The organism is Paenisporosarcina quisquiliarum (genome assembly GCF_027563315.1).
In the GTDB taxonomy this organism is placed as follows: domain Bacteria; phylum Bacillota; class Bacilli; order Bacillales_A; family Planococcaceae; genus Paenisporosarcina; species Paenisporosarcina quisquiliarum.
On the sequence record NZ_JAMKBJ010000007.1, the window covers coordinates 52,506 to 71,092 of the forward strand.

At 39.0% G+C, this 18,587-nt stretch carries 21 protein-coding genes and 1 riboswitch; of the genes, 6 read left to right on the forward strand and 15 right to left on the reverse strand.

Annotation, left to right across the window (positions count from 1 at the left end):
- Positions 1-270 precede the first annotated feature (270 nt).
- The 13 genes from M9R32_RS09600 to M9R32_RS09660 all read right to left on the reverse strand — a co-directional run bounded on the left by M9R32_RS09600 (position 271) and on the right by M9R32_RS09660 (position 12,751).
- Positions 271-429, reverse strand: coding sequence for a YuzK family famiily protein (locus M9R32_RS09600; RefSeq protein WP_269926526.1), 159 nt, complete (start codon positions 427-429; stop codon positions 271-273).
- Positions 430-599: 170 nt separating this feature from the next.
- On the reverse strand, positions 600-1,136 hold the full coding sequence (locus tag M9R32_RS09605) for a hypothetical protein (RefSeq protein WP_269926527.1): 537 nt from the start codon (positions 1,134-1,136) through the stop codon (positions 600-602).
- Positions 1,137-1,236: 100 nt separating this feature from the next.
- Positions 1,237-2,427: a dicarboxylate/amino acid:cation symporter gene (locus M9R32_RS09610; protein WP_269926528.1), complete on the reverse strand. Its 1,191-nt coding sequence runs from the start codon at positions 2,425-2,427 to the stop codon at positions 1,237-1,239.
- 259 nt (positions 2,428-2,686) lie between these two features.
- Positions 2,687-3,508 carry a MetQ/NlpA family ABC transporter substrate-binding protein gene (locus M9R32_RS09615; protein ID WP_269926529.1) on the reverse strand — a complete coding sequence of 274 codons (822 nt, stop codon included), beginning with the start codon at positions 3,506-3,508 and terminating at the stop codon, positions 2,687-2,689.
- Positions 3,509-3,564: 56 nt separating this feature from the next.
- Positions 3,565-4,233 (reverse strand): methionine ABC transporter permease, encoded by a 669-nt coding sequence (locus M9R32_RS09620; protein ID WP_269926530.1) that lies wholly within the window; start codon positions 4,231-4,233, stop codon positions 3,565-3,567.
- Positions 4,226-5,251: a methionine ABC transporter ATP-binding protein gene (locus M9R32_RS09625; RefSeq protein WP_269926531.1), complete on the reverse strand. Its 1,026-nt coding sequence runs from the start codon at positions 5,249-5,251 to the stop codon at positions 4,226-4,228. Before M9R32_RS09625 ends, M9R32_RS09620 begins: the two co-directional genes overlap by 8 nt.
- 188 nt (positions 5,252-5,439) lie before the next feature.
- A riboswitch (SAM riboswitch) is annotated at positions 5,440-5,547 on the reverse strand.
- A gap of 62 nt (positions 5,548-5,609) precedes the next feature.
- Entirely contained in the window at positions 5,610-5,918 is a 309-nt protein-coding gene (locus M9R32_RS09630) for a thioredoxin family protein (RefSeq protein ID WP_269926532.1), read from the reverse strand.
- Between the two features lie 13 nt (positions 5,919-5,931).
- Complete coding sequence (locus M9R32_RS09635) at positions 5,932-6,273, reverse strand: toprim domain-containing protein (RefSeq protein ID WP_269926533.1); 342 nt, start codon at positions 6,271-6,273, stop codon at positions 5,932-5,934.
- A gap of 191 nt (positions 6,274-6,464) precedes the next feature.
- Complete coding sequence (gene gcvH, locus M9R32_RS09640) at positions 6,465-6,845, reverse strand: glycine cleavage system protein GcvH (RefSeq protein ID WP_269926534.1); 381 nt, start codon at positions 6,843-6,845, stop codon at positions 6,465-6,467.
- A gap of 74 nt (positions 6,846-6,919) precedes the next feature.
- A complete protein-coding gene (locus tag M9R32_RS09645; protein ID WP_269926535.1) occupies positions 6,920-7,279 on the reverse strand; it encodes an arsenate reductase family protein in 360 nt (119 codons plus the stop codon).
- A gap of 82 nt (positions 7,280-7,361) precedes the next feature.
- Positions 7,362-9,146, reverse strand: coding sequence for an acyl-CoA dehydrogenase family protein (locus M9R32_RS09650; RefSeq protein ID WP_269926536.1), 1,785 nt, complete (start codon positions 9,144-9,146; stop codon positions 7,362-7,364).
- A gap of 31 nt (positions 9,147-9,177) precedes the next feature.
- Positions 9,178-10,353: an acetyl-CoA C-acetyltransferase gene (locus tag M9R32_RS09655; protein ID WP_269926537.1), complete on the reverse strand. Its 1,176-nt coding sequence runs from the start codon at positions 10,351-10,353 to the stop codon at positions 9,178-9,180.
- Positions 10,354-10,384: 31 nt separating this feature from the next.
- The gene (locus M9R32_RS09660) at positions 10,385-12,751 is read right to left on the reverse strand and encodes a 3-hydroxyacyl-CoA dehydrogenase/enoyl-CoA hydratase family protein (protein ID WP_269926538.1); all 2,367 of its coding nucleotides are present in this window, start codon (positions 12,749-12,751) and stop codon (positions 10,385-10,387) included.
- Between the two features lie 292 nt (positions 12,752-13,043).
- On the opposite strand from M9R32_RS09660, the gene M9R32_RS09665 reads away from it, so the two are divergent.
- From M9R32_RS09665 to M9R32_RS09680, 4 genes are all read left to right on the forward strand, one after another.
- Positions 13,044-13,304 carry a hypothetical protein gene (locus M9R32_RS09665; protein ID WP_269926539.1) on the forward strand — a complete coding sequence of 87 codons (261 nt, stop codon included), beginning with the start codon at positions 13,044-13,046 and terminating at the stop codon, positions 13,302-13,304.
- Positions 13,301-13,615 carry a spore coat protein gene (locus M9R32_RS09670; protein ID WP_269926540.1) on the forward strand — a complete coding sequence of 105 codons (315 nt, stop codon included), beginning with the start codon at positions 13,301-13,303 and terminating at the stop codon, positions 13,613-13,615. The genes M9R32_RS09665 and M9R32_RS09670 overlap by 4 nt, the downstream gene beginning before the upstream one ends.
- Before the next feature lie 72 nt (positions 13,616-13,687).
- Positions 13,688-14,008 (forward strand): thioredoxin family protein, encoded by a 321-nt coding sequence (locus M9R32_RS09675; protein WP_269926541.1) that lies wholly within the window; start codon positions 13,688-13,690, stop codon positions 14,006-14,008.
- 81 nt (positions 14,009-14,089) lie between these two features.
- On the forward strand, positions 14,090-14,557 hold the full coding sequence (locus M9R32_RS09680) for an STAS domain-containing protein (RefSeq protein ID WP_269926542.1): 468 nt from the start codon (positions 14,090-14,092) through the stop codon (positions 14,555-14,557).
- A gap of 15 nt (positions 14,558-14,572) precedes the next feature.
- On the opposite strand, the gene M9R32_RS09685 is transcribed toward M9R32_RS09680, so the two are convergent.
- Entirely contained in the window at positions 14,573-15,439 is an 867-nt protein-coding gene (locus tag M9R32_RS09685) for a GNAT family N-acetyltransferase (RefSeq protein ID WP_269926543.1), read from the reverse strand.
- A 244-nt stretch (positions 15,440-15,683) separates the two neighbouring features.
- On the opposite strand from M9R32_RS09685, the gene M9R32_RS09690 reads away from it, so the two are divergent.
- Complete coding sequence (locus M9R32_RS09690; RefSeq protein WP_269926544.1) at positions 15,684-17,129, forward strand: catalase; 1,446 nt, start codon at positions 15,684-15,686, stop codon at positions 17,127-17,129.
- A gap of 122 nt (positions 17,130-17,251) precedes the next feature.
- Entirely contained in the window at positions 17,252-17,776 is a 525-nt protein-coding gene (locus M9R32_RS09695) for a cysteine peptidase family C39 domain-containing protein (protein WP_269926545.1), read from the forward strand.
- Here M9R32_RS09695 and M9R32_RS09700 read toward each other — a convergent pair.
- Positions 17,760-18,587 (reverse strand): STAS domain-containing protein, encoded by an 828-nt coding sequence (locus tag M9R32_RS09700; RefSeq protein ID WP_269926546.1) that lies wholly within the window; start codon positions 18,585-18,587, stop codon positions 17,760-17,762. The genes M9R32_RS09695 and M9R32_RS09700 overlap by 17 nt on opposite strands.

An 18,587-nucleotide genomic window follows, 5' to 3' on the forward strand; every position in this document is an offset into this window, starting at 1 on the left:
TATTATAAATGAACGGAAAAACCCATTCTTAATTTATTATCATTCTAATCTTAACCGAATTATCGAGCCCTTGCAAATCTTTTAGACGGGCTATTAAATATATAAAAATCGTTTAAACAATTGAAATCTACTAATATCAGCACGTGTTATTTTATGCATCCATGCCGAATTTTTCATTTTCAATAAAGCCCTTCTAAATGAGAATTGATTTCACTAAGAAACGACAAAAAAGTCAATGAACCGAGGCTCACTGACTTTCATTATTAATTATTATACTTCTCTATGGGCTTGTCGCTCTAAACGAGCTGCTACTTGTTGGCCAACTTCATGGTCTCGCTCACGTTGCATTTCGATTTTAATACGTAAATCTGCATTGTTTTGGTAATCAACCAGTCCAACTCCATGTGCGCTTCTGAATGCTTGGTCCATACGTTCTGTGTAGGTAAAATCTAGTGATTGGATAGTGAATCATTCCTTTCAGTTTTTCAACCTACTTCTGCAAGTTGTTATCCTTCACAATTATATATATACCCAATTAAAACGAGGTTAAACAAAAAAAGTTCATCCGAATGAACGGACGAACTTTTTCATGTTACTTCTTATAAAGAAACTTCATTAAAAATGCTTGAACCAACCAAACCAATTTCTTCTAGTACCGCATTTAACTCTGTGTCAGCTTCCTGGAATTTCACATTTGCTTCATCGAACTTAACGTCACCTTCAGAAACTAATGCTTGTGATTTCATTGTGTAAGCTTCTTGCATTTTAGTCAGTGCACTTTCGATCGCTTCTTGTTGTTTTGTCAAAGCTTCAGGAACTTCCAAAGCTTCTACTTTTGCAGCCGCATTATCCGCAGAGACTTTTGCAGCATCTTTCATTGTTTTCAATTCTTCACCTTCAGGAAGTGCAGCTTCGCCTTGTGCATTTTCAAAAGTGTTTAGGTCAGCATCAACCTCATTAATAGATTGGGAAATTGATAAGTAAAACTTCATCATGTCTGCCGCTGGGTTTGCTTTTTCTTCAGTCTTTGCTGCCCCTGCACCATTAGTTGAAGTATCAGGAGTTTCTTCTTTCTCAGATGAACATGCCGCAAGGACGATGGTAAGTGAAGCTAGTAATAATAATAATTTTTTCATGAGTAAATCTCCTTTAAATGGGGTCAAATTGCTTTGCTATCCTACCATAACAATAGTCCCACTGTAAAGGTTATACAAAATAGTCGAAACTCATTGAATATTATGATTCTAAGGAGTTGTGGTTACTCGTTTTATCACGAGCAAAGCGACTTACGATTAATGCCAATGCTCCATCACCAGTTACATTTGTTGCCGTTCCAAAACTATCCTGTGCTAAGTAAAGAGCAATCATTAATGCAATCATCGTTTCGTTAAATCCTAACATGGAACTTAACAATCCGATTGCAGCCATGACAGCTCCTCCAGGAACACCAGGTGCAGCAATCATTGTAATTCCCAGCATAAAGATGAAAGGAATAATTTCTTTTAATTCAACTGGCTGACCATTCAATAATAGAACTCCGATTGCACAAGTTACCAGTGTAATCGTACTCCCAGATAAATGAATTGTAGCGAATAATGGTACCGTAAAGTCCGTTACTTTTTCAGAAGCACCCGTTTTACGAGCTTGCTCCAATGTAACTGGAATAGTTGCAGCCGATGACTGTGTGCCTAGTGCAGTGAAGTATGCCGGCGACATAATCTTCATCAGCTTGAATGGATTTTGATTGTTCAATGCACCTGCAGTTGAATATTGCAGCAAAAGCATAACGAAATGAAGGGCAATAATCAAAACGAAAACAATTGCAAAGACTGATAATATTTTCGCCACTTGTCCACCATAGGTCATGTTCATAAAGATCCCGAAAATATGTACAGGTAGTAAAGGAATAATTACGTTGGCAATGACTTTTTCAATAATGATATTGAACTCATCAAAACCTTTTTTTAGGATATCACTATTTGTTGATGCCATCCCAATTCCAAAGATAAATGCTAGAAGTAATGCTGACATAATTCCTACCGCTGGAGGCATATCAACTTTAAAGAATGCTGTCGCGAGAAATTCTTCAGGATTTTCAAATGAATCTCCTGAAGAGGAAGAAATGAACTTTGGTAACACAACAGATGCCACAAAGAAGGCAAGAAAACCAGCCACTAATGTTGATCCATATGCAAAAAACGTTGCCAGTCCAAGCAGTTTTCCAGAACCTTTGCCAAGTTGCGCAATCCCTGGAGCAATGAACGCTATGATAATTAGAGGTACCACGAATCCTAGGAAGTTCCCGAATAAACCGTTGAAAGTCGCCATTAATCTAACGACACTTTCAGGTGCTATGGAACCAATTAAAATACCGAGCGCGATTGCCAATACGATACGTGCCAATAAGCCAATTTTGATCTTCTTCATGATGTCCTCCTTAAATGTACAAGTGTTCTTTCTGAAAAGATGACATTACTTTATCACACCTACTTACTAAAGTGAACGCTATTCTAAATAGACGGAATTTTTTGTTTTCATTAGCTGTTAGAATGGTGATATTTTAATCGGATTAGTCATTGACTTTGGCAGCATGAACAAGGAATTTATCGTTTTCATCCACAAATAAAATCTAAAATAACAAGATCAAAAAATGACGCCGGTTTCCCGACGTCTTGACTGCTTGTTACTATTTTTCAACAGGTACGACTGAGCCGCCCCATTCATCCAAAATAAAATCTTGAATTTCTTTCGATTTCAATACTTCAACTAAAGCTTTAATTTCTTTCTTCTCTTCATCACCAGTTTTAACTGCAATAATGTTTACATAAGGTGAATCTGTATTTTCAATTGCAATTGAATCTTCCAAAGGATTCAAACCGGCATCAATTGCATAGTTAGAATTGATTAACACCGCATCGCCTTCTTCATTTTCATACAACTGAACAAGAAGTGCAGCTTCATATTCTGCATCGAATTGAAGGTCTTTAGGATTTTCAACAATATCTTTTACTTCAGCAGTTGTTTTATCAATGCCTTCTTTTAATTTAATTAAGCCTTCAGCTTCCAACATAGAAAGAACACGACCATGGTCAGCAACAGAATTACTAATTAAAATTGTTGCGCCTTTAGGTAGATCATCAAGTGATTTATATTTTTTTGAATATACGCCGATTGGCTCGATATGAATACCGCCTGCATTGACGAAATCATAACCATTATCCGCAATTTGTGATTCCAAGTAAGGAATGTGTTGGAAGTAGTTTGCATCCAGATCGCCAGCTTCTAAATCTTTGTTCGGCAAAATGTAATCCTGGTAAGTTTCGATTTTAAGTTCGATTCCTTTTTCCTCAAGCAACGGTTTTGCTTGTTCTAGGATTTCTGCATGGGGTACGTTCGACGCCCCAACAACTAGCTCTTTGTTGTCTCCTGAAGATGAGTCATCCCCACCGCATGCTGCAAGTGTAATGACACTTGCCGATAATAAAATTCCTGCTACAAATTTCTTCATGAAAGTCTCTCCCTTTTTTGTTGTATATTTTATCGAGTTAACCCGATGAAACCAAATTAACGTTTGTCTGCTTTAGTTGTAATAGCGTCTCCCACCCATTGGATGACGAAGACTATGAGTAAGATTAGAATCGTGGAGACAATTGTTACATCTTCACGGCTTCGTTGGAAGCCATCCAGGAACGCTAAGTTACCAAGACCACCCGCTCCGATAATGCCGGCCATTGCTGTATAACCAACTAATGCGATAGCAGTAACGGTAAGCCCTGATAGCAATGCCGGTAAAGACTCTGGCAAAAGAACTTTCCATATAATAGTAGAAGTTTTCGCTCCCATTGAACGAGCCGCTTCTATTACTCCTTTATCGATTTCGCGTAATGCAATCAGCACCATGCGGGCATAAAATGGTGCTGCACCGATAATTAGTGCTGGTAATGCGGCATTTGCCCCACGAATCGTATCAAGTAAAAATTTAGTGAACGGAATCAACAAAATAATTAAAATGATAAACGGGATCGATCTGAAAATATTTACGAACGCTCCTGTTAACCAGTAGACTATTTTGTTTGCCCATAATTGATGAGGACTAGTCAGAAATAGCAATATTCCAAGGGCCAGACCGATAATGAAAGTCAGACCAGTAGCCATTGCTGTCATATATAACGTTTCAAGTGTGGCTTCCCACATTTTTTCCCAGTCAACATTCGGTAGAAGGTTTTCAATCATTTGAGATCACCTCCGTTTGAACTTCTTGACCATGTAAATAATCAATTGCTTGATCGATTGCGATTGAGTCTCCATCGATTTGAAGATATAACGTTCCATACGCACCATTTTGAGTTTGTGCAATATTTCCTTGAACAATGTTTACTTCTACTTGGTATTGTTTAATCAACCTTGAAAGAATTGGTTGTTCAGTTCTGTCTCCGACAAACACCAGTTTTACAAGTTTTCCTGTAGGATATTGCTCAACCAAATGAGCAATTGTCTGGCTTGCAGATTCTGGACCATTTACTTGTGCAACAAAGCGTTTTGTAATGGGTTGTTCTGGTGTTTGGAATATTTGTAGAACACTTCCCATTTCAACTACTTTTCCAGCTTCCATAACTGCAACCCGATGACAGATTTTACGGATGACATGCATCTCATGCGTGATTAGAACGATCGTCAATCCTAATCGTTTATTAATATCTACTAACAGTTCCAAAATGGCATCTGTAGTTTCTGGGTCAAGCGCTGATGTTGCTTCATCACATAACAGTACTTCTGGATTGTTTGCAAGGGCACGTGCAATTCCTACCCGCTGCTTTTGACCGCCGGATAACTGGGAAGGGTATGCTTTCTCCCTACCTGTCAATCCTACAAGTTCGATTAATTCTTTCACTCGTTCTGCACGTTTTGTTTTGCTGATCCCGGCAATTTCTAGTGGGAATGATATATTCTCTTCTACTGTACGAGACCATAACAAATTGAAATGTTGGAAAATCATACTTACTTTTTGTCTTGCGCTACGAAGAGCTTGTCCTGAACTGGATGAGATTTCTTGTCCATTCACAGTGACGCTCCCAGCAGTAGGTTTTTCCAAGCCATTCAACAATCGAATCAAAGTACTTTTCCCGGCGCCACTGTATCCAATAATGCCAAAGATCTCTCCTGTATCAACGGTTACATTCACGTTATCAACCGCAATGAGCTGGCCATTAGCGGTATCAAACCTTTTTGATAAATTTTGTAATTGAATCATGTTCACTTCACCTCTGAGTATCTGTTAAATGTTGCGTTAATTTATCGTACAATTGTGCTGGCCGCAGAAGCATTGTTTCATTTCACATTTAATAACACATCATTATTAAGATGCCCTTGTGAAAAATAAAAATCCCTTCCGCAGACAAGCAGAAGGGACCAATGCATAATTATATACGTCAGACCGTTCTCTCATCTTTCAAAGCAAAAATACTTTGAGTGATTTGGCACCATTTCACAAATTGTGACGGTTGCCGGGTTTCATAGGGCACTTCCCTCCACCTCTCTTTATAAGAGCGACGATATTAAGTTTTAAGTTTTTATTACGAAAGCTAATGTATCATGTTCAAAAGTCTACGTCAATTATTTTTTCTTAATCGATTATACAGATGTGGAACTGATTGAAATGCGTAGATTTTTTCAATAATTCGGCCATTTTCGGCAACAAGTAAGCACGGCACGCTTTCAATTTGATGATCAATCGCCAAACTCTCCACATAATTTAAATTGGCTTTTCCAATTTCCACCTCAGGTAACAGTTCTTCTACAACTTCAAGCATTTTTGAAGCTACCATACAAGTTCCGCACATCGGTGCATATAAATAATAAGCTGCCACCTTTGCGTTTTGGGACTGATTCTCCCACTCCGCACGTGTCCATTCTTTCATTGTATTCATCCTTTTAGGCAATAAATTCCGATTTCACATCGATATTGGCACCGAGTAACACAGTTGCAAGAACTTTCATCGGGGTTGTTGCAACTTCACGATAGGCTGGTTCAGTATATAAATGAAGGGCTTCGGGAAATTCACGTTTAATGAGTGCACGCAATTTTTCGCCCGATTTATCAGCATCGACAAATACATAGATTTCCAACTGATCGTAAGGTGCCAGTAACTCTTCCAGACGGGTAGCACTTACCGTTCCGTTTGTACAGACGATTTCAACAGGCTCTGCTATAAGCCTCATTATTCTCTGTTTGTCTGAACGTCCTTCTACAAGTATGACTTTATCAATTGGCATGGGATCACTCCTGGCTGTACTGACTTAAAAGGTTATTTAAAAAATTTTATTAAAAGTAATGTCCATCCGGTTGCAACTAACTCTTCCCCATGACAACCGATACCATACTTTTAATATTCCTTTTTAAACTCGCAGTTATAATCGACATATGCAAAAAACGCCGAACAAATGTCGGCGTTCAACTAACGATTTTACTCTTGAGTCATTTCTTCGTACTGCTCAGCAGTCATTAATGAGTCCACTTCAGACAAGTCTGTTGGTTCGACAACGATCATCCAAGCATTTTCATATGGAGATTCATTTACGAATTCAGGGCTGTCTTCCAAGCCGCTGTTCACTTCAACTACTTTACCACTGATTGGTGCGTAAAGTTCAGAAACTGTTTTAACAGATTCAACACTTCCAAAAGGTTCGTTTGTTTTGATTTCATCGCCTACTTGTGGAAGTTCAACGAATACAATATCACCAAGCTCAGATTGAGCGAAATGTGTGATTCCGATGCGTGCTTTTCCATCTTCAACTTTAACCCATTCGTGTTCTTCAGAGTAGCGTAATTCTTTTGGTGTGCTCATTAATACCCCTCCAAATATGTAATACATTCAACTTCAGTTTGACATAATCTTTCTATAAAAACAAGAACAGATAATCAGCTTTTCCAATTCTCAGTAAAATCCGATTCTTTATAACCGACGGTGACTTTCACCCCGTCCGTCACAAGAGGTCTTTTAATGAGCATCCCGTCAGATGCTAGCAGCTCAAACTGTTCATCTTCCGACATGGAAGGGATTTTATCTTTCAAGCCAAGCTCCCTATATTTCATGCCACTTGTGTTATAGAATTTTTTCAACGGCTTTCCACTGGTCTCTACGATTTTTTTCAGTTCTTCTTTCGAAGGAGGTGTTTCTACAATATGTACATCATGATAAGAAACGCCTTCAGCATCCAGCCAGGCTTTTGCCTTTTTACATGTACCACATTTTGGATATCCATAATACGTAATAACCATCATTTAACCTCCATACTTCTTTTTCATTAGTCTAACAAAAAATAAATCCGAACGCCTCATCAGAAGCGTCCGGATTTTTGTTTTACACTACGTATTTTTCTGCGTCGATTAATTTCACCGATGCTTCACGTTTTTTCGCAATGACATTGTAAGGCGTTGAGCGAGTCAATTTACGCAGTGCAGAAAGCATCATGCGTAAGTTATCGCCTTCAACTGCAGCAATCAATGTTTCTTTAGCATCTTTTTCGATACATTCGAAAGCTTCCTGGCAGAAGATTTGTGTGTAAAGAAGTTTTTGGTTCGCTTTTTCAGCACCATCACGCTGAATTGCTTTCTCTGTACGTAGAACAGCTGATTCCATTGCAAATAAATTGTTCACGATATCCGCAATGTTTGCTAATACTTCTTGTTCTGATTCAAGTTTCGTGCCATAACGTTGAGCAGCTAATCCTGCAGCAAGTAAGCCGATTTTTTTCGCGTTTTGTACAAGGACTTTCTCTTGCGCTAATGGAGCATCTTCAATTTCTTCAGGCATCATCATTAGAAGTTCTTCCTGAAGTGCTTGTGCTTTTTGAAGAAGTGGAAGCTCACCTTTCATCGCTTTACGCAAGAACGTGCCTGGCACTAGCAAGCGGTTGATTTCATTCGTACCTTCGAAGATACGGTTGATGCGGGAGTCCCGATAGATACGCTCTACTTCGTACTCTTGCATGAAACCATATCCACCATGTAACTGAACCGCTTCATCCGCGATATAATCCAACACTTCTGTACCGAACACTTTATTGATTGAACATTCAATAGCATATTCAGCAATAGAAGCAGCAATTGCTTTACCATCTTTTTGCTCGTCAGCACTTAACTGACTCATGCGGTCTTCGAAGTAACCAACCGTGCGATAAATTAAACTTTCTGAAGCATACAGACGTGAAGCCATCGTTGATAGTTTCTCTTTTGTTAAATTGAAAGAAGAAATTGGTGTCTTAAATTGTTGACGTTGGTTTGTATAAGCAACTGCCAATTCAAAAGCACGTTTGGATGCGCCTACGGTACCTACTCCCAATTTGTAACGGCCAATATTCAAGATGTTGAAAGCAATAACGTGTCCACGACCTACTTCACCAAGTAAGTTTTCAACAGGTACTTGAGCGTCCTGTAAAATCAATGTACGAGTCGATGAAGATTTAATCCCCATCTTTTTCTCTTCCGCACCGACGGAAACCCCAGAGAATTCACGTTCTACGATGAAAGCGGAGAATTGTTCTCCGTCAATTTTTGCATATACAACAAATACATCCGCGAAACCAGCGTTCGTAATCCATTGTTTTTCACCATTTAGTACATAATGCGTTCCCTCTGCATTTAATTTCGCCGAAGTTTTAGCACCCAAAGCATCCGAACCCGAGCCTGGCTCTGTTAATGCATAAGCAGCAATCAGTTCGCCCGTTGCAAGTTTAGGCAGATATTTTTGTTTTTGTTCTTCATTTCCGAATAACACGATTGGTAATGATCCAATACCAACGTGAGCACCATGAGTGATAGAGAATCCACCTGCACGAGACATTTTCTCTGCAATTAATGCAGATGACACTTTATCCAATGCCAGACCGCCGTATTCTTCAGGCACGTCAGCACCAAGTAGACCTAAGTCACCCGCTGATTTTAATAATCTTACAGAATGCTCAAATTCATGATGTTCCAAGTTTTCAATCACTGGTACCACTTCATGTGTCACATAGTCTTCTGTTGTTTTAGCGATCATTTTATGTTCATCTGTAAAGTCTTCCGGGGTAAATACGCGATCCAGCTCTACATCTTCAACTAAAAAGCTTCCGCCTTTAATTGCATTAGCAATAGTATTCGTCATTTTATTTTCCTCCTATTTTTCACTTATTCTATTAAAGAATCTCAAATACGCCAGCTGCACCCATGCCTCCGCCGATACACATCGTGACTACTCCGAATTGCTTGCCTTGACGTTTTAATTCATGAATCATTTTCAATGTTAAAATCGATCCTGTCGCACCAAGTGGATGCCCCAGTGCAATTGCACCACCATTGACATTCACTTTATTGATGTCGATACCTAAATGTCGAATCACTTGAATAGATTGCGATGCAAATGCTTCGTTTAATTCCCACAAGTCGATGTCTTCGATTGAAAGACCTGCTAATTTCAATGCTTTTGGAATCGCGACAATTGGCCCGATCCCCATCACTTCAGGTGGAACCCCACCAACCGCAAATGATCGGAATTTAGCAAGTGGTTTCAGTCCTTGTGCTTCAGCAACTTCGCGGTCCATGACAAGCACAGCACCTGCGCCATCCGAAGTTTGAGATGCATTTCCTGCTGTCACTGTTCCACGTGCATTGAATGCCGGACGAAGTTTTGCCAGAGTCTCCATGTTCGTCCCTACTCGTACACCTTCATCCATTTCAAACATGAATTTCTTTTCCTGTGGCTTGTTATTATCGTCAATATATCGTTTCAGTACTTCTACCGGTACAATTTCATCGTTATATTTACCAGCTGAAATCGCTGCTGCTGCAAGCTCATGGGAGCGGACAGCAAATGCATCCTGGTCTTCTCGGGTAATGCCATACTTCATCGCCACTTGTTCAGCTGTATGCCCCATTCCCATATAGTACTGAGGTGCTGTTTCCGCAAGTGTTGCGTTAGGACGAATTGTATTTCCCATCATTGGTACCATACTCATCGATTCAACACCACCAGCAATGATTGCTTCCGAGTGGCCAAGCATAATTCGTTCTGCAGCATAGGCGATCGATTGAAGACCAGAAGAACAGAAGCGGTTAATTGTAATCGCTGGTGTTGTATCTGGCAGTCCTGCTAATGCTCCGATATTTCGGGCAACGTTCATTCCCTGTTCAGCTTCAGGCATTGCACATCCTAAAATCAAATCGTCGATTGGACCATCATAGCCGCCTGCTCTTTTTAATGTTTCTTTTACAACCAATGCACCAAAATCATCTGGTCTCACTGTTGCAAGGGAGCCTTTTTTCGCTTTCCCTACAGGTGTTCTGGCACCTGCTACAATAACTGCTTCGCGCATAAGTTCTCCTCCTCATTGCCATTTCGTTCAGTTAGTTACGAAGTGGCTTTCCTTTCAATAACATGTGCTGCATTCTCGCTTGCGATTTTGGTTCAGCTACTAAACTCAAAAATGCTTCACGTTCTAAATCAAGCAAATATTGTTCATCGACCAATGTACCGTAAGGCACTTTTCCGCCAGCTATTACGTAAGCTAATTTTTTCGCGATCTTCAAGTCATGCTCGCTAATGAAACCTGATAGGAACATACCTTCAGCACCCAACAATAACGTTGCATAACCAGATTCACCTGTTACCGGTACTTTTTCACGTAGCGGTGCTTTGTAATTGTTTTCATATAGTGATAGGGCAACTTGTTTCGCATCATATAGTAAGTGATCAGCATTTACACTCACACCGTCAGCAAAGCTTAGGAAGTTATTTTCACGCGCTTCTTCGCCAGAGGTGGATACTTTTGCCATAGCTATCGTTTCAAACACTTTGTTTGCCACGTATTGATAATCAACATGAACACCAGTTGGTAAGCCTTTCAGGTGTTTCATATACAACTCTTTGTTTCCGCCGCCGCCTGGAATAAGCCCAACTCCAACTTCTACTAATCCCATATACGTTTCATGCGATGCTTGGATATGTGCAGCCGGAAGACAGGCTTCAGCCCCACCGCCAAGAGTCATGCCAAATGGCGCTGCCACTACAGGCTTTGTACAATACTTTATTTTCATCATTGCGTTTTGGAACGAACGAACCACAAAATCCAGTTCGAATATATTGTCGTCCTGTGCTTCCATCAGAATCATGCCAAGGTTTGCCCCTACGCAGAAGTTTTTCCCCTGGTTACCTATGACAAGTCCTTTAAAGTTTTTCTCCACTTCATCAACTGCAAAGTTAATCATTTGGATAATATCGAGACCGATTGCATTTGATTGTGAATGGAATTCCAGTAATGCAATACCGTCCCCTAAATCTATTAAACTGGCACCAGAATTTTTCTTGATTACCCCATGTTTTTTCTTGTAACGTTTTAAGTTAATGACTTTTTCATTTGTTGGTACTAATGAATAGCCTTCGCCATTGAAGAAATACAAATCTCCGTTGTCTTCTTTATAGAAGGAATCGAATCCTTGATCAAGCAAGCTTTGTGCGAAAGCTGGTATTTCCAAGCCTTTCGCTGTCATTTTTTCGATGGATTCTTTTACGCCAATAGCATCCCATACTTCAAATGGCCCTTGTTCCCATCCGAAGCCCCATTTCATTGCATTGTCGATTGCAACAATATCATCAGCGATTTCGCCATGAAGTTTTGCAGAATAAGTCAATGTCGGTGCTAAAATGCTCCAAAGCAATTCACCAGTTCGATCATTGGCATAAGTTAATGTCTTCACTTTTGCAGCAAGACCTTTTTGTTGCTTCGCCATTTCTAATGATGGCGTTTTCAATTTTTTAACTGGTTCGTATTCCATCGTTTCAGCATTCAATTCAAGAATTTCTTTGCCTTTTTTCAGGAAGAATCCTTGACCAGATTTTGCACCTAACCAGCCTTTATCAAGCATATTAGTAATTAAGGATGGCAATTCAAACACTTTTTGTTCGTCACCAGTTGTCTGATCGTAAACATTTTTGGCAACGTGGCCAAACGTATCCAACCCAACCACATCAAGCGTACGGAATGTCGCCGATTTGGGACGACCAATGACAGGACCCGTAATGGAATCCACTTCACCAACTGAGTATCCTCTTGAGAGCATTTCACGAAGTGTCACTAGAAGGCCATACGTACCAATACGGTTCGCAATAAAGTTTGGTGTGTCTTTCGCAAGAACGACACCTTTTCCTAATCGATTCTCACCGAATGTTTGCATGAACTCTACAACTTCTGGAAGTGTAGTTTGCGCTGGAATTACTTCCAGTAATTTTAAATAGCGTGGTGGATTGAAGAAATGAGTCCCAAGAAAATGCTTTTGGAAATCTTCACTCCGGTCTTCAGCCATTGCATTAATACTGATACCTGATGTATTTGAACTGATAATTGTTCCTGGCTTACGAACAGAATCTATTTTCTCGTAAAGACCTTTTTTAATGTCCAGATTTTCGACAATTACTTCTATAATCCAATCCACATCTTTTAACTTCTCCAAGTCGTCTTCCAGATTTCCTGCTGTCAATAATGAAAGATTCTTCTTAGAAGCAAGTGGAGCAGGCTTTTGTTTTAAAAGTTTTTCTAATGCACCTTGAGCGATTTGGTTACGAGCTTTTGTATTTGTTTTGTCCTCTTCTTTTAAATCGCGAGGTACCATGTCAAGCAACAAAGTTGGAATCCCGATATTTGCTAAGTGAGCTGCGATACCTGAACCCATAACACCTGAACCCAGAACAGCCGCTTTTTTTATTTGATAAGTCACGTGCAAAGCCTCCTTCATATTTTGTTGAATGAATACTCATTCATTTTTTAATGAAAAAAAATAGAAACAACCTCTATGACTTTTAGTTTAGTCCATTTTCAATTTTTTCGCAATATTTAAATGATGATTAATAACGAAAATTTACCAGCTAAATTCATTACACGCACAGTGTCTATTCATACTATGATAGGTTTCTTATATATATGCAACGGCACGTTAAAAGAAAATAATTGACTGTGTATATAAAATCAATTCCTCCTCACACTAAAAAAGAAAAAGGAGGATTTAACAAATGAATTTATTTTCACAACCAAAAGAACAGCCATCCATGTTTCCTGAACCCCCAAAAATGGTATCTACCAAAGATTTCAGCTACCTCACAGATATGATGTCGTGGAATTTATTAGCTACAAAAAAAATGAATTGGGCAGCTGAAAACTGCCAACTACCAGATTTAAAAAAGGAATTTGAAGCAGCTGAACAGATGCACAGTAATCATTATGACGAGATTCTGAAGCTGTTGAAACAAAGTGAAGGAGGATCTGTTTCATGAATCAGCAAACAGTAAAAAATCCAGAAACACCTTTTGCCGAAACACCGCAATTAAATGATCGCGACATTTTAAATGATGCCCTTTCTACCGAAAAATATTTATGTAATGCCTATGCGACCGCAATGCATGAAGCAAGCCATGATGCATTATATCAAATAATTTTCACTCAATTGAGAGAAACATCAAAACAACAACGCAGTCTTTACGATTTAATGTTTAAGCACGGTTGGTATACATTAACACCTGCAGATGCACAGGAAATTCAACAAAAGGCACAACAGTTCCAAGGTTATAAACAACAGCTACAGTAATGAAACAAATTACTATCCGCTGGAAGTGAAACGGTGTAAACTGTTCCTATAGAAGTCAAGGAGGAACAGAAAATGAAATCTATTACAACACCTGAACAATTTAACGACATTATTTCTTCAGATAATGAAGTCATCGTGAAATTCACTGCAGGATGGTGCCCTGACTGTACGCGAATGGACATGTTCATTGACCCAATTATTGAAGAATACAATCAGTATACGTGGTACGAAGTGAATCGCGATGAACTCCCTGAAATTGCTGAAAAGTATGATGTAATGGGTATTCCAAGTTTATTGATTTATCAGGATAGCGAAAAGAAAGCTCATTTACACAGCGCAAACGCAAAATCACCTGAGCAAGTAACTGAATTTCTGCAGAGCCAAAAAGGATAGACAACTTGTCTATCCTTTTTTCTTTGTAGAATAACAAAAAGATTATGATATACTTAATGAAAACATTCACTGAGGTGTAAAATGTCACAAGAACTTGAATTGCAACAACTGAGAGACAAAGTAAAATACTATGAAAATATTATTAATAACATGTCTGCCCCAGTGATTCCTTCTGTCGTGCCTAGTACAATATTAATTCCGATTGCCGGGTACATGTTCAAAGAACGCTTTGATATGATTCAAACAAAAGCTCTACAATATGCAGGAAACCATCGCGAGACAGAACGTGCGATTTTTGATTTTACTGGCGTTACAGTCGAAGACGTTGCATCATTTGACTACAATGATTTGGCAACTGAGATATACCAACTTAACAACTCACTTAAACTCATGGGTATTCGTCCGATTTATGTTGGATTTAATCCACGATTTGTCAGGGAAATTGTTCATGCTGGTATACAAGTTGAAATCGAAACGTATGTAAGTTTCCGTGCAGCTCTGCAACGGTTATTAAAAGAAAACAACCAATCGCTACACTCCCTTGGGTGAACGATTGGTTGTTTTTTAATGTTCCTTAATCATAAAAACTTGGGAAATAGCCGTATGTTCAAAACCGCTTTCCAAAAGTGAATTTACCACATTGCCATCGCCTGTCATAAAGTTGTACGTAGACCGACTGACAGGTTGATCATATTCAAGTGCATGTGCCAAGAGAAGATTAGTATCATGGTGTTCATATCCGGATGCAACCTGGAATAGCGTAATTCCTTCTGAAGTTTGATTATAAATGCTTCTTTTCCGAATTAAACAAGCCGCTCTTATTTTCCCTTCTTCTACTAATGCTACTACTTCTCCACCAACTTTTGGGGTCATACTTTCTGCAGTTTGCCAAGGCACGATAGAAGGAAACAAATCTGCTCCAATTGCATGAAAGGCTGGAAATCTTTTAATTTCATAATCCCCCAAATCGGGAAGTTTTTCGATCAGTTTTCCGGCTCCTGATAAGAATAGGAGTTTGTCCTTAATTTCATAACCACACTTCTCGTATAATTTGATGGCCGGCTCGTTTTCAGAAAGTGCCTCTAAAGTTGAAATGGCTACTTCATTTTCTAATAGAATGTGCTCCGCTTCCTTCATTAAAAGAGCACCTATACCTTTGCCACGATATTCTGGAATAATACCCGTGCCACCATTCCAGGATATTTTGATTCCGTTATTTTCCCTTATACCTTGTAGAATGAACCCTATTGGTCTATCTCCATCGAAAGCAACAATTGATAGTTCCACAGACAATCCTTCCATTCCAAATCGCCCAATAAATTGTTCCATTGTTAGATTCATAGGGATCAAGTATCCTTCAAAACCTTTATTGAACAATGCAAGTGCATCCTCAAAACTTACATTCGATAATCGTTTATACGTAATATTCATTTGTCTATCCCCTTTTTAAGAACGTTACCCAATTCATCCGAATCCACTTTATGCAGAATCCCTAGTGAACATTCTTGCTAATAATCCCATCTATCAATATTGTATTTTTTCATAGTTAACAAGTCTACTATTGGGATAAATATTTTAATAATTTCCAACATCTTATTACTTGATAATCACTTAAATATACTTTACATTTGAATTAGTTCTTTTTTGTAATAATTATAAATAAGGAGTCGATATGATGAAAAAGCTAACAACTAATCAAGGTGTACCAATTGGAGATAATCAAAATTCCCGCACTGCTGGGCAACGTGGTCCAACATTAATAGAGGATTATCAATTAATTGAGAAATTGGCTCATTTTGACCGTGAACGTGTTCCTGAACGAGTGGTTCATGCTCGTGGAGCTGCTGCGCACGGTACATTCGTTGTCAAAAACAGTATGAAAAAATATACCCGAGCTGCTTTCTTACAAAATGAAGGACAAGAAACGCCTGTATTTACTCGTTTCTCGACCGTAATTCACGGGCTCCATTCACCAGAAACTGCTCGTGATCCACGTGGATTCTCTGTGAAGTTCTATACAGAGGAAGGAAACTACGATTTTGTAGGGAATAATTTGCCTGTATTCTTTATCCGAGATGCAATTAAATTCCCAGATGTCATCCACTCTTTAAAACCTGATCCACGTACGAACCTTCAGGATGCTGCTAGACTGTTTGATTTTATGGGTCTGTCTCCTGAATCTACAAATATGTTAATTCATTTATTTACGGATGAAGGAATTCCGCAAGATTATCGTCATCTTCGTGGATCTTCGGTTCACTCATTTAAGTGGATTAATGCTGAAGGCAAAACAACGTATATAAAACTTCGCTGGGTACCTAAACAAGGTGTAAAGAATCTTTCAATCGAAGAAGCAGCAGAACAGCAAGGAAAAGACTTCAGTCATGCAACACGCGATTTGTATGAAGCAATCGAACGTGGAGATTATCCGGAATGGGATTTATATGTTCAAACATTAAAACCTGAAGATATGGATAACTTTGATTTCGATCCACTTGATGCGACGAAGGATTGGTTAGAAAAAGATTTCCCTTATGAGTTGGTTGGTACGATGACATTAAACCGTAACGTGGATAACTTCTTTGCAGAGACAGAATCTGTTGGATTTAATCCCGGTGTACTTGTTCCTGGTATGTTGCCATCTGAAGATAAAATGTTACAGGGACGTTTGTTCTCTTATTCTGATACACAACGCTACCGTATTGGTGCTAACTATTTACAATTACCAATCAATGCTCCAAAATGTCCTTTCGCAAATAACCAACGTGATGGTGCAATGCCATTTGGTCAACAAATGTCACGTGTAAACTATGAGCCAAACAGCTTTGATTCTGAACCGAAAGAAGCACCTGAATTCAAAGAAGTTGATCAGCCAATCACGGGTGTGGCAGGAAAGAATCATATCGAGAAAACAAATAATTTCGGTCAAGCGGGTGAAATCTACCGTAGTTACGATGAGTCTACTAAACAAGCACTCATCAAGAATTTATTAGATCAGTTCTCGACAATTGAAAATCGTGATATTGTCGGTCGGGTTATAGCAAACTTATACAAAGCAGATGAATCTTTGGGACATGCTCTTGCTGAAGGTTCTAACGTAGATGTTCTTAGATACTTATAATTTGATAGTATGCTAGATACTGAAATAATTAGTAAAACAATAGCTTCAAAGTTTACAGAAAAAGAGTTTTTCCGTACTGTTAAATCAACAGACGGAAAAACTCTTTTTTTTGAGGTGATATTATGCGTATTCAATTAGAATTACAAGGTCTCTCTCAATATGATGATTCAATTAAGTCAAAATATCAGCCATCTGCTTGTGGTCCCGTTACAGCATTGACAATTTTGCGTTATTGGATGCCAGATTCCTGTCCTTATGATGCGAATCGATTGTACCGATTACTTGGAAGTACTCGAATTGGGCTATTTACATGGCGTTTAAAACGGAATTTACGATTACTACTCGGACCTTCGTGGGAAATTGATACCTGTTCATTAGAAGAAGCAAAAATGGAACTACGTGCCGGTCGACCTGTTGCGTGTAAATTTGACCGCTACTTTTCTTTTCACTGGTTTGGCTCTTATGATTTTGCTTATCATTGGGTCCCACTCATCGGTTTTGAAGAAAAAGAAAACGACCAGACGCTGATTGTCCACGATAATGGTGGAAGAAATCGCGCCAGCCGCATCCGTGAAATTTCCTATGAAAAGAATCGAGACGTTTTAACGTTTGTCAAAATAGCTCCTCGTGTTAAGACGATTGAATAACAGCCAATGCTCGTTTAAGAGATGCATAGCTTCCAATCCGTCCAAAATCGAGTCCCAGATGAACAAGCGTCTGGGCTATGATTGGGGAAATCCCACTTACTGTCCCTTTCACGCCTAGAAGGGCAAGTGAATCAAGAAGATTGAATAATTGCTGGGCAACAAATGTATCAATTGTCTGTACACCTGATAGGTCTATAATTAAATGCTTGATTTGTAATCGAGAGGCTTCGGTTAAAGCTCGTTCATGTAGTACACGTGAACGTTCTTCATTCATCGTTCCAATTAAGGGTAATACAGCAATCTCGTCAGTGATTGATACAACGGGAACAGAAAGTTCAACCACCATTTGCTGAGAAAAAGCCAATTGCTCTTTATCATGCCTTACAAACGGCACACTGAAGAAATAAACAACATCGTTTATTGAACGATCCAACACATCAATAACATCATAAAGTTCATTTGCAGTCAGTTCTAGTTTTTGAGCTTCATATTTTATGAGACTCCCGATTGTATTACGATAATGAGGTACCTCGCGAAGCATCATGTCAATCGTTATTTGTTGCATTCTTGCTGTTGAGGATCCAGCTTTTTCCCCCCATTCCTTTAAAACTAATACTCGTTGATCTTCGCTCATCCCTAAGCAAGCACCGTATAATTCAACTAATTCAATGCGTAATGGAAATAAGTCTTGTTCAACGCGTTGCAACTCAGGATATCGTGCATTTTGTTCGTTTGTAATGACACTTGCCAATTCTTTAGATTGGGCTAAAATAAAGTCTTTCATATGCATTAGATGAGAACTTAAATTCAT

Excerpts from the sequence above, each read along its gene's own strand:
- M9R32_RS09600 (WP_269926526.1), bottom strand. The coding sequence starts at position 429 with ATGGACCAAGCATTCAGAAGCGCACATGGAGTTGGACTGGTTGATTAC.
- M9R32_RS09605 (WP_269926527.1), bottom strand. The coding sequence starts at position 1,136 with ATGAAAAAATTATTATTATTACTAGCTTCACTTACCATCGTCCTTGCG.
- M9R32_RS09610 (WP_269926528.1), bottom strand. The coding sequence starts at position 2,427 with ATGAAGAAGATCAAAATTGGCTTATTGGCACGTATCGTATTGGCAATC.
- M9R32_RS09615 (WP_269926529.1), bottom strand. The coding sequence starts at position 3,508 with ATGAAGAAATTTGTAGCAGGAATTTTATTATCGGCAAGTGTCATTACA.
- M9R32_RS09620 (WP_269926530.1), bottom strand. The coding sequence starts at position 4,233 with ATGATTGAAAACCTTCTACCGAATGTTGACTGGGAAAAAATGTGGGAA.
- M9R32_RS09625 (WP_269926531.1), bottom strand. The coding sequence starts at position 5,251 with ATGATTCAATTACAAAATTTATCAAAAAGGTTTGATACCGCTAATGGC.
- M9R32_RS09630 (WP_269926532.1), bottom strand. The coding sequence starts at position 5,918 with ATGAAAGAATGGACACGTGCGGAGTGGGAGAATCAGTCCCAAAACGCA.
- M9R32_RS09635 (WP_269926533.1), bottom strand. The coding sequence starts at position 6,273 with ATGCCAATTGATAAAGTCATACTTGTAGAAGGACGTTCAGACAAACAG.
- gcvH (WP_269926534.1), bottom strand. The coding sequence starts at position 6,845 with ATGAGCACACCAAAAGAATTACGCTACTCTGAAGAACACGAATGGGTT.
- M9R32_RS09645 (WP_269926535.1), bottom strand. The coding sequence starts at position 7,279 with ATGGTTATTACGTATTATGGATATCCAAAATGTGGTACATGTAAAAAG.
- M9R32_RS09650 (WP_269926536.1), bottom strand. The coding sequence starts at position 9,146 with ATGACGAATACTATTGCTAATGCAATTAAAGGCGGAAGCTTTTTAGTT.
- M9R32_RS09655 (WP_269926537.1), bottom strand. The coding sequence starts at position 10,353 with ATGCGCGAAGCAGTTATTGTAGCAGGTGCCAGAACACCTGTAGGGAAA.
- M9R32_RS09665 (WP_269926539.1), top strand. The coding sequence starts at position 13,044 with ATGAATTTATTTTCACAACCAAAAGAACAGCCATCCATGTTTCCTGAA.
- M9R32_RS09670 (WP_269926540.1), top strand. The coding sequence starts at position 13,301 with ATGAATCAGCAAACAGTAAAAAATCCAGAAACACCTTTTGCCGAAACA.
- M9R32_RS09675 (WP_269926541.1), top strand. The coding sequence starts at position 13,688 with ATGAAATCTATTACAACACCTGAACAATTTAACGACATTATTTCTTCA.
- M9R32_RS09680 (WP_269926542.1), top strand. The coding sequence starts at position 14,090 with ATGTCACAAGAACTTGAATTGCAACAACTGAGAGACAAAGTAAAATAC.
- M9R32_RS09685 (WP_269926543.1), bottom strand. The coding sequence starts at position 15,439 with ATGAATATTACGTATAAACGATTATCGAATGTAAGTTTTGAGGATGCA.
- M9R32_RS09690 (WP_269926544.1), top strand. The coding sequence starts at position 15,684 with ATGAAAAAGCTAACAACTAATCAAGGTGTACCAATTGGAGATAATCAA.
- M9R32_RS09695 (WP_269926545.1), top strand. The coding sequence starts at position 17,252 with ATGCGTATTCAATTAGAATTACAAGGTCTCTCTCAATATGATGATTCA.
- M9R32_RS09700 (WP_269926546.1), bottom strand. The coding sequence starts at position 18,587 with ATGAATTTAAGTTCTCATCTAATGCATATGAAAGACTTTATTTTAGCC.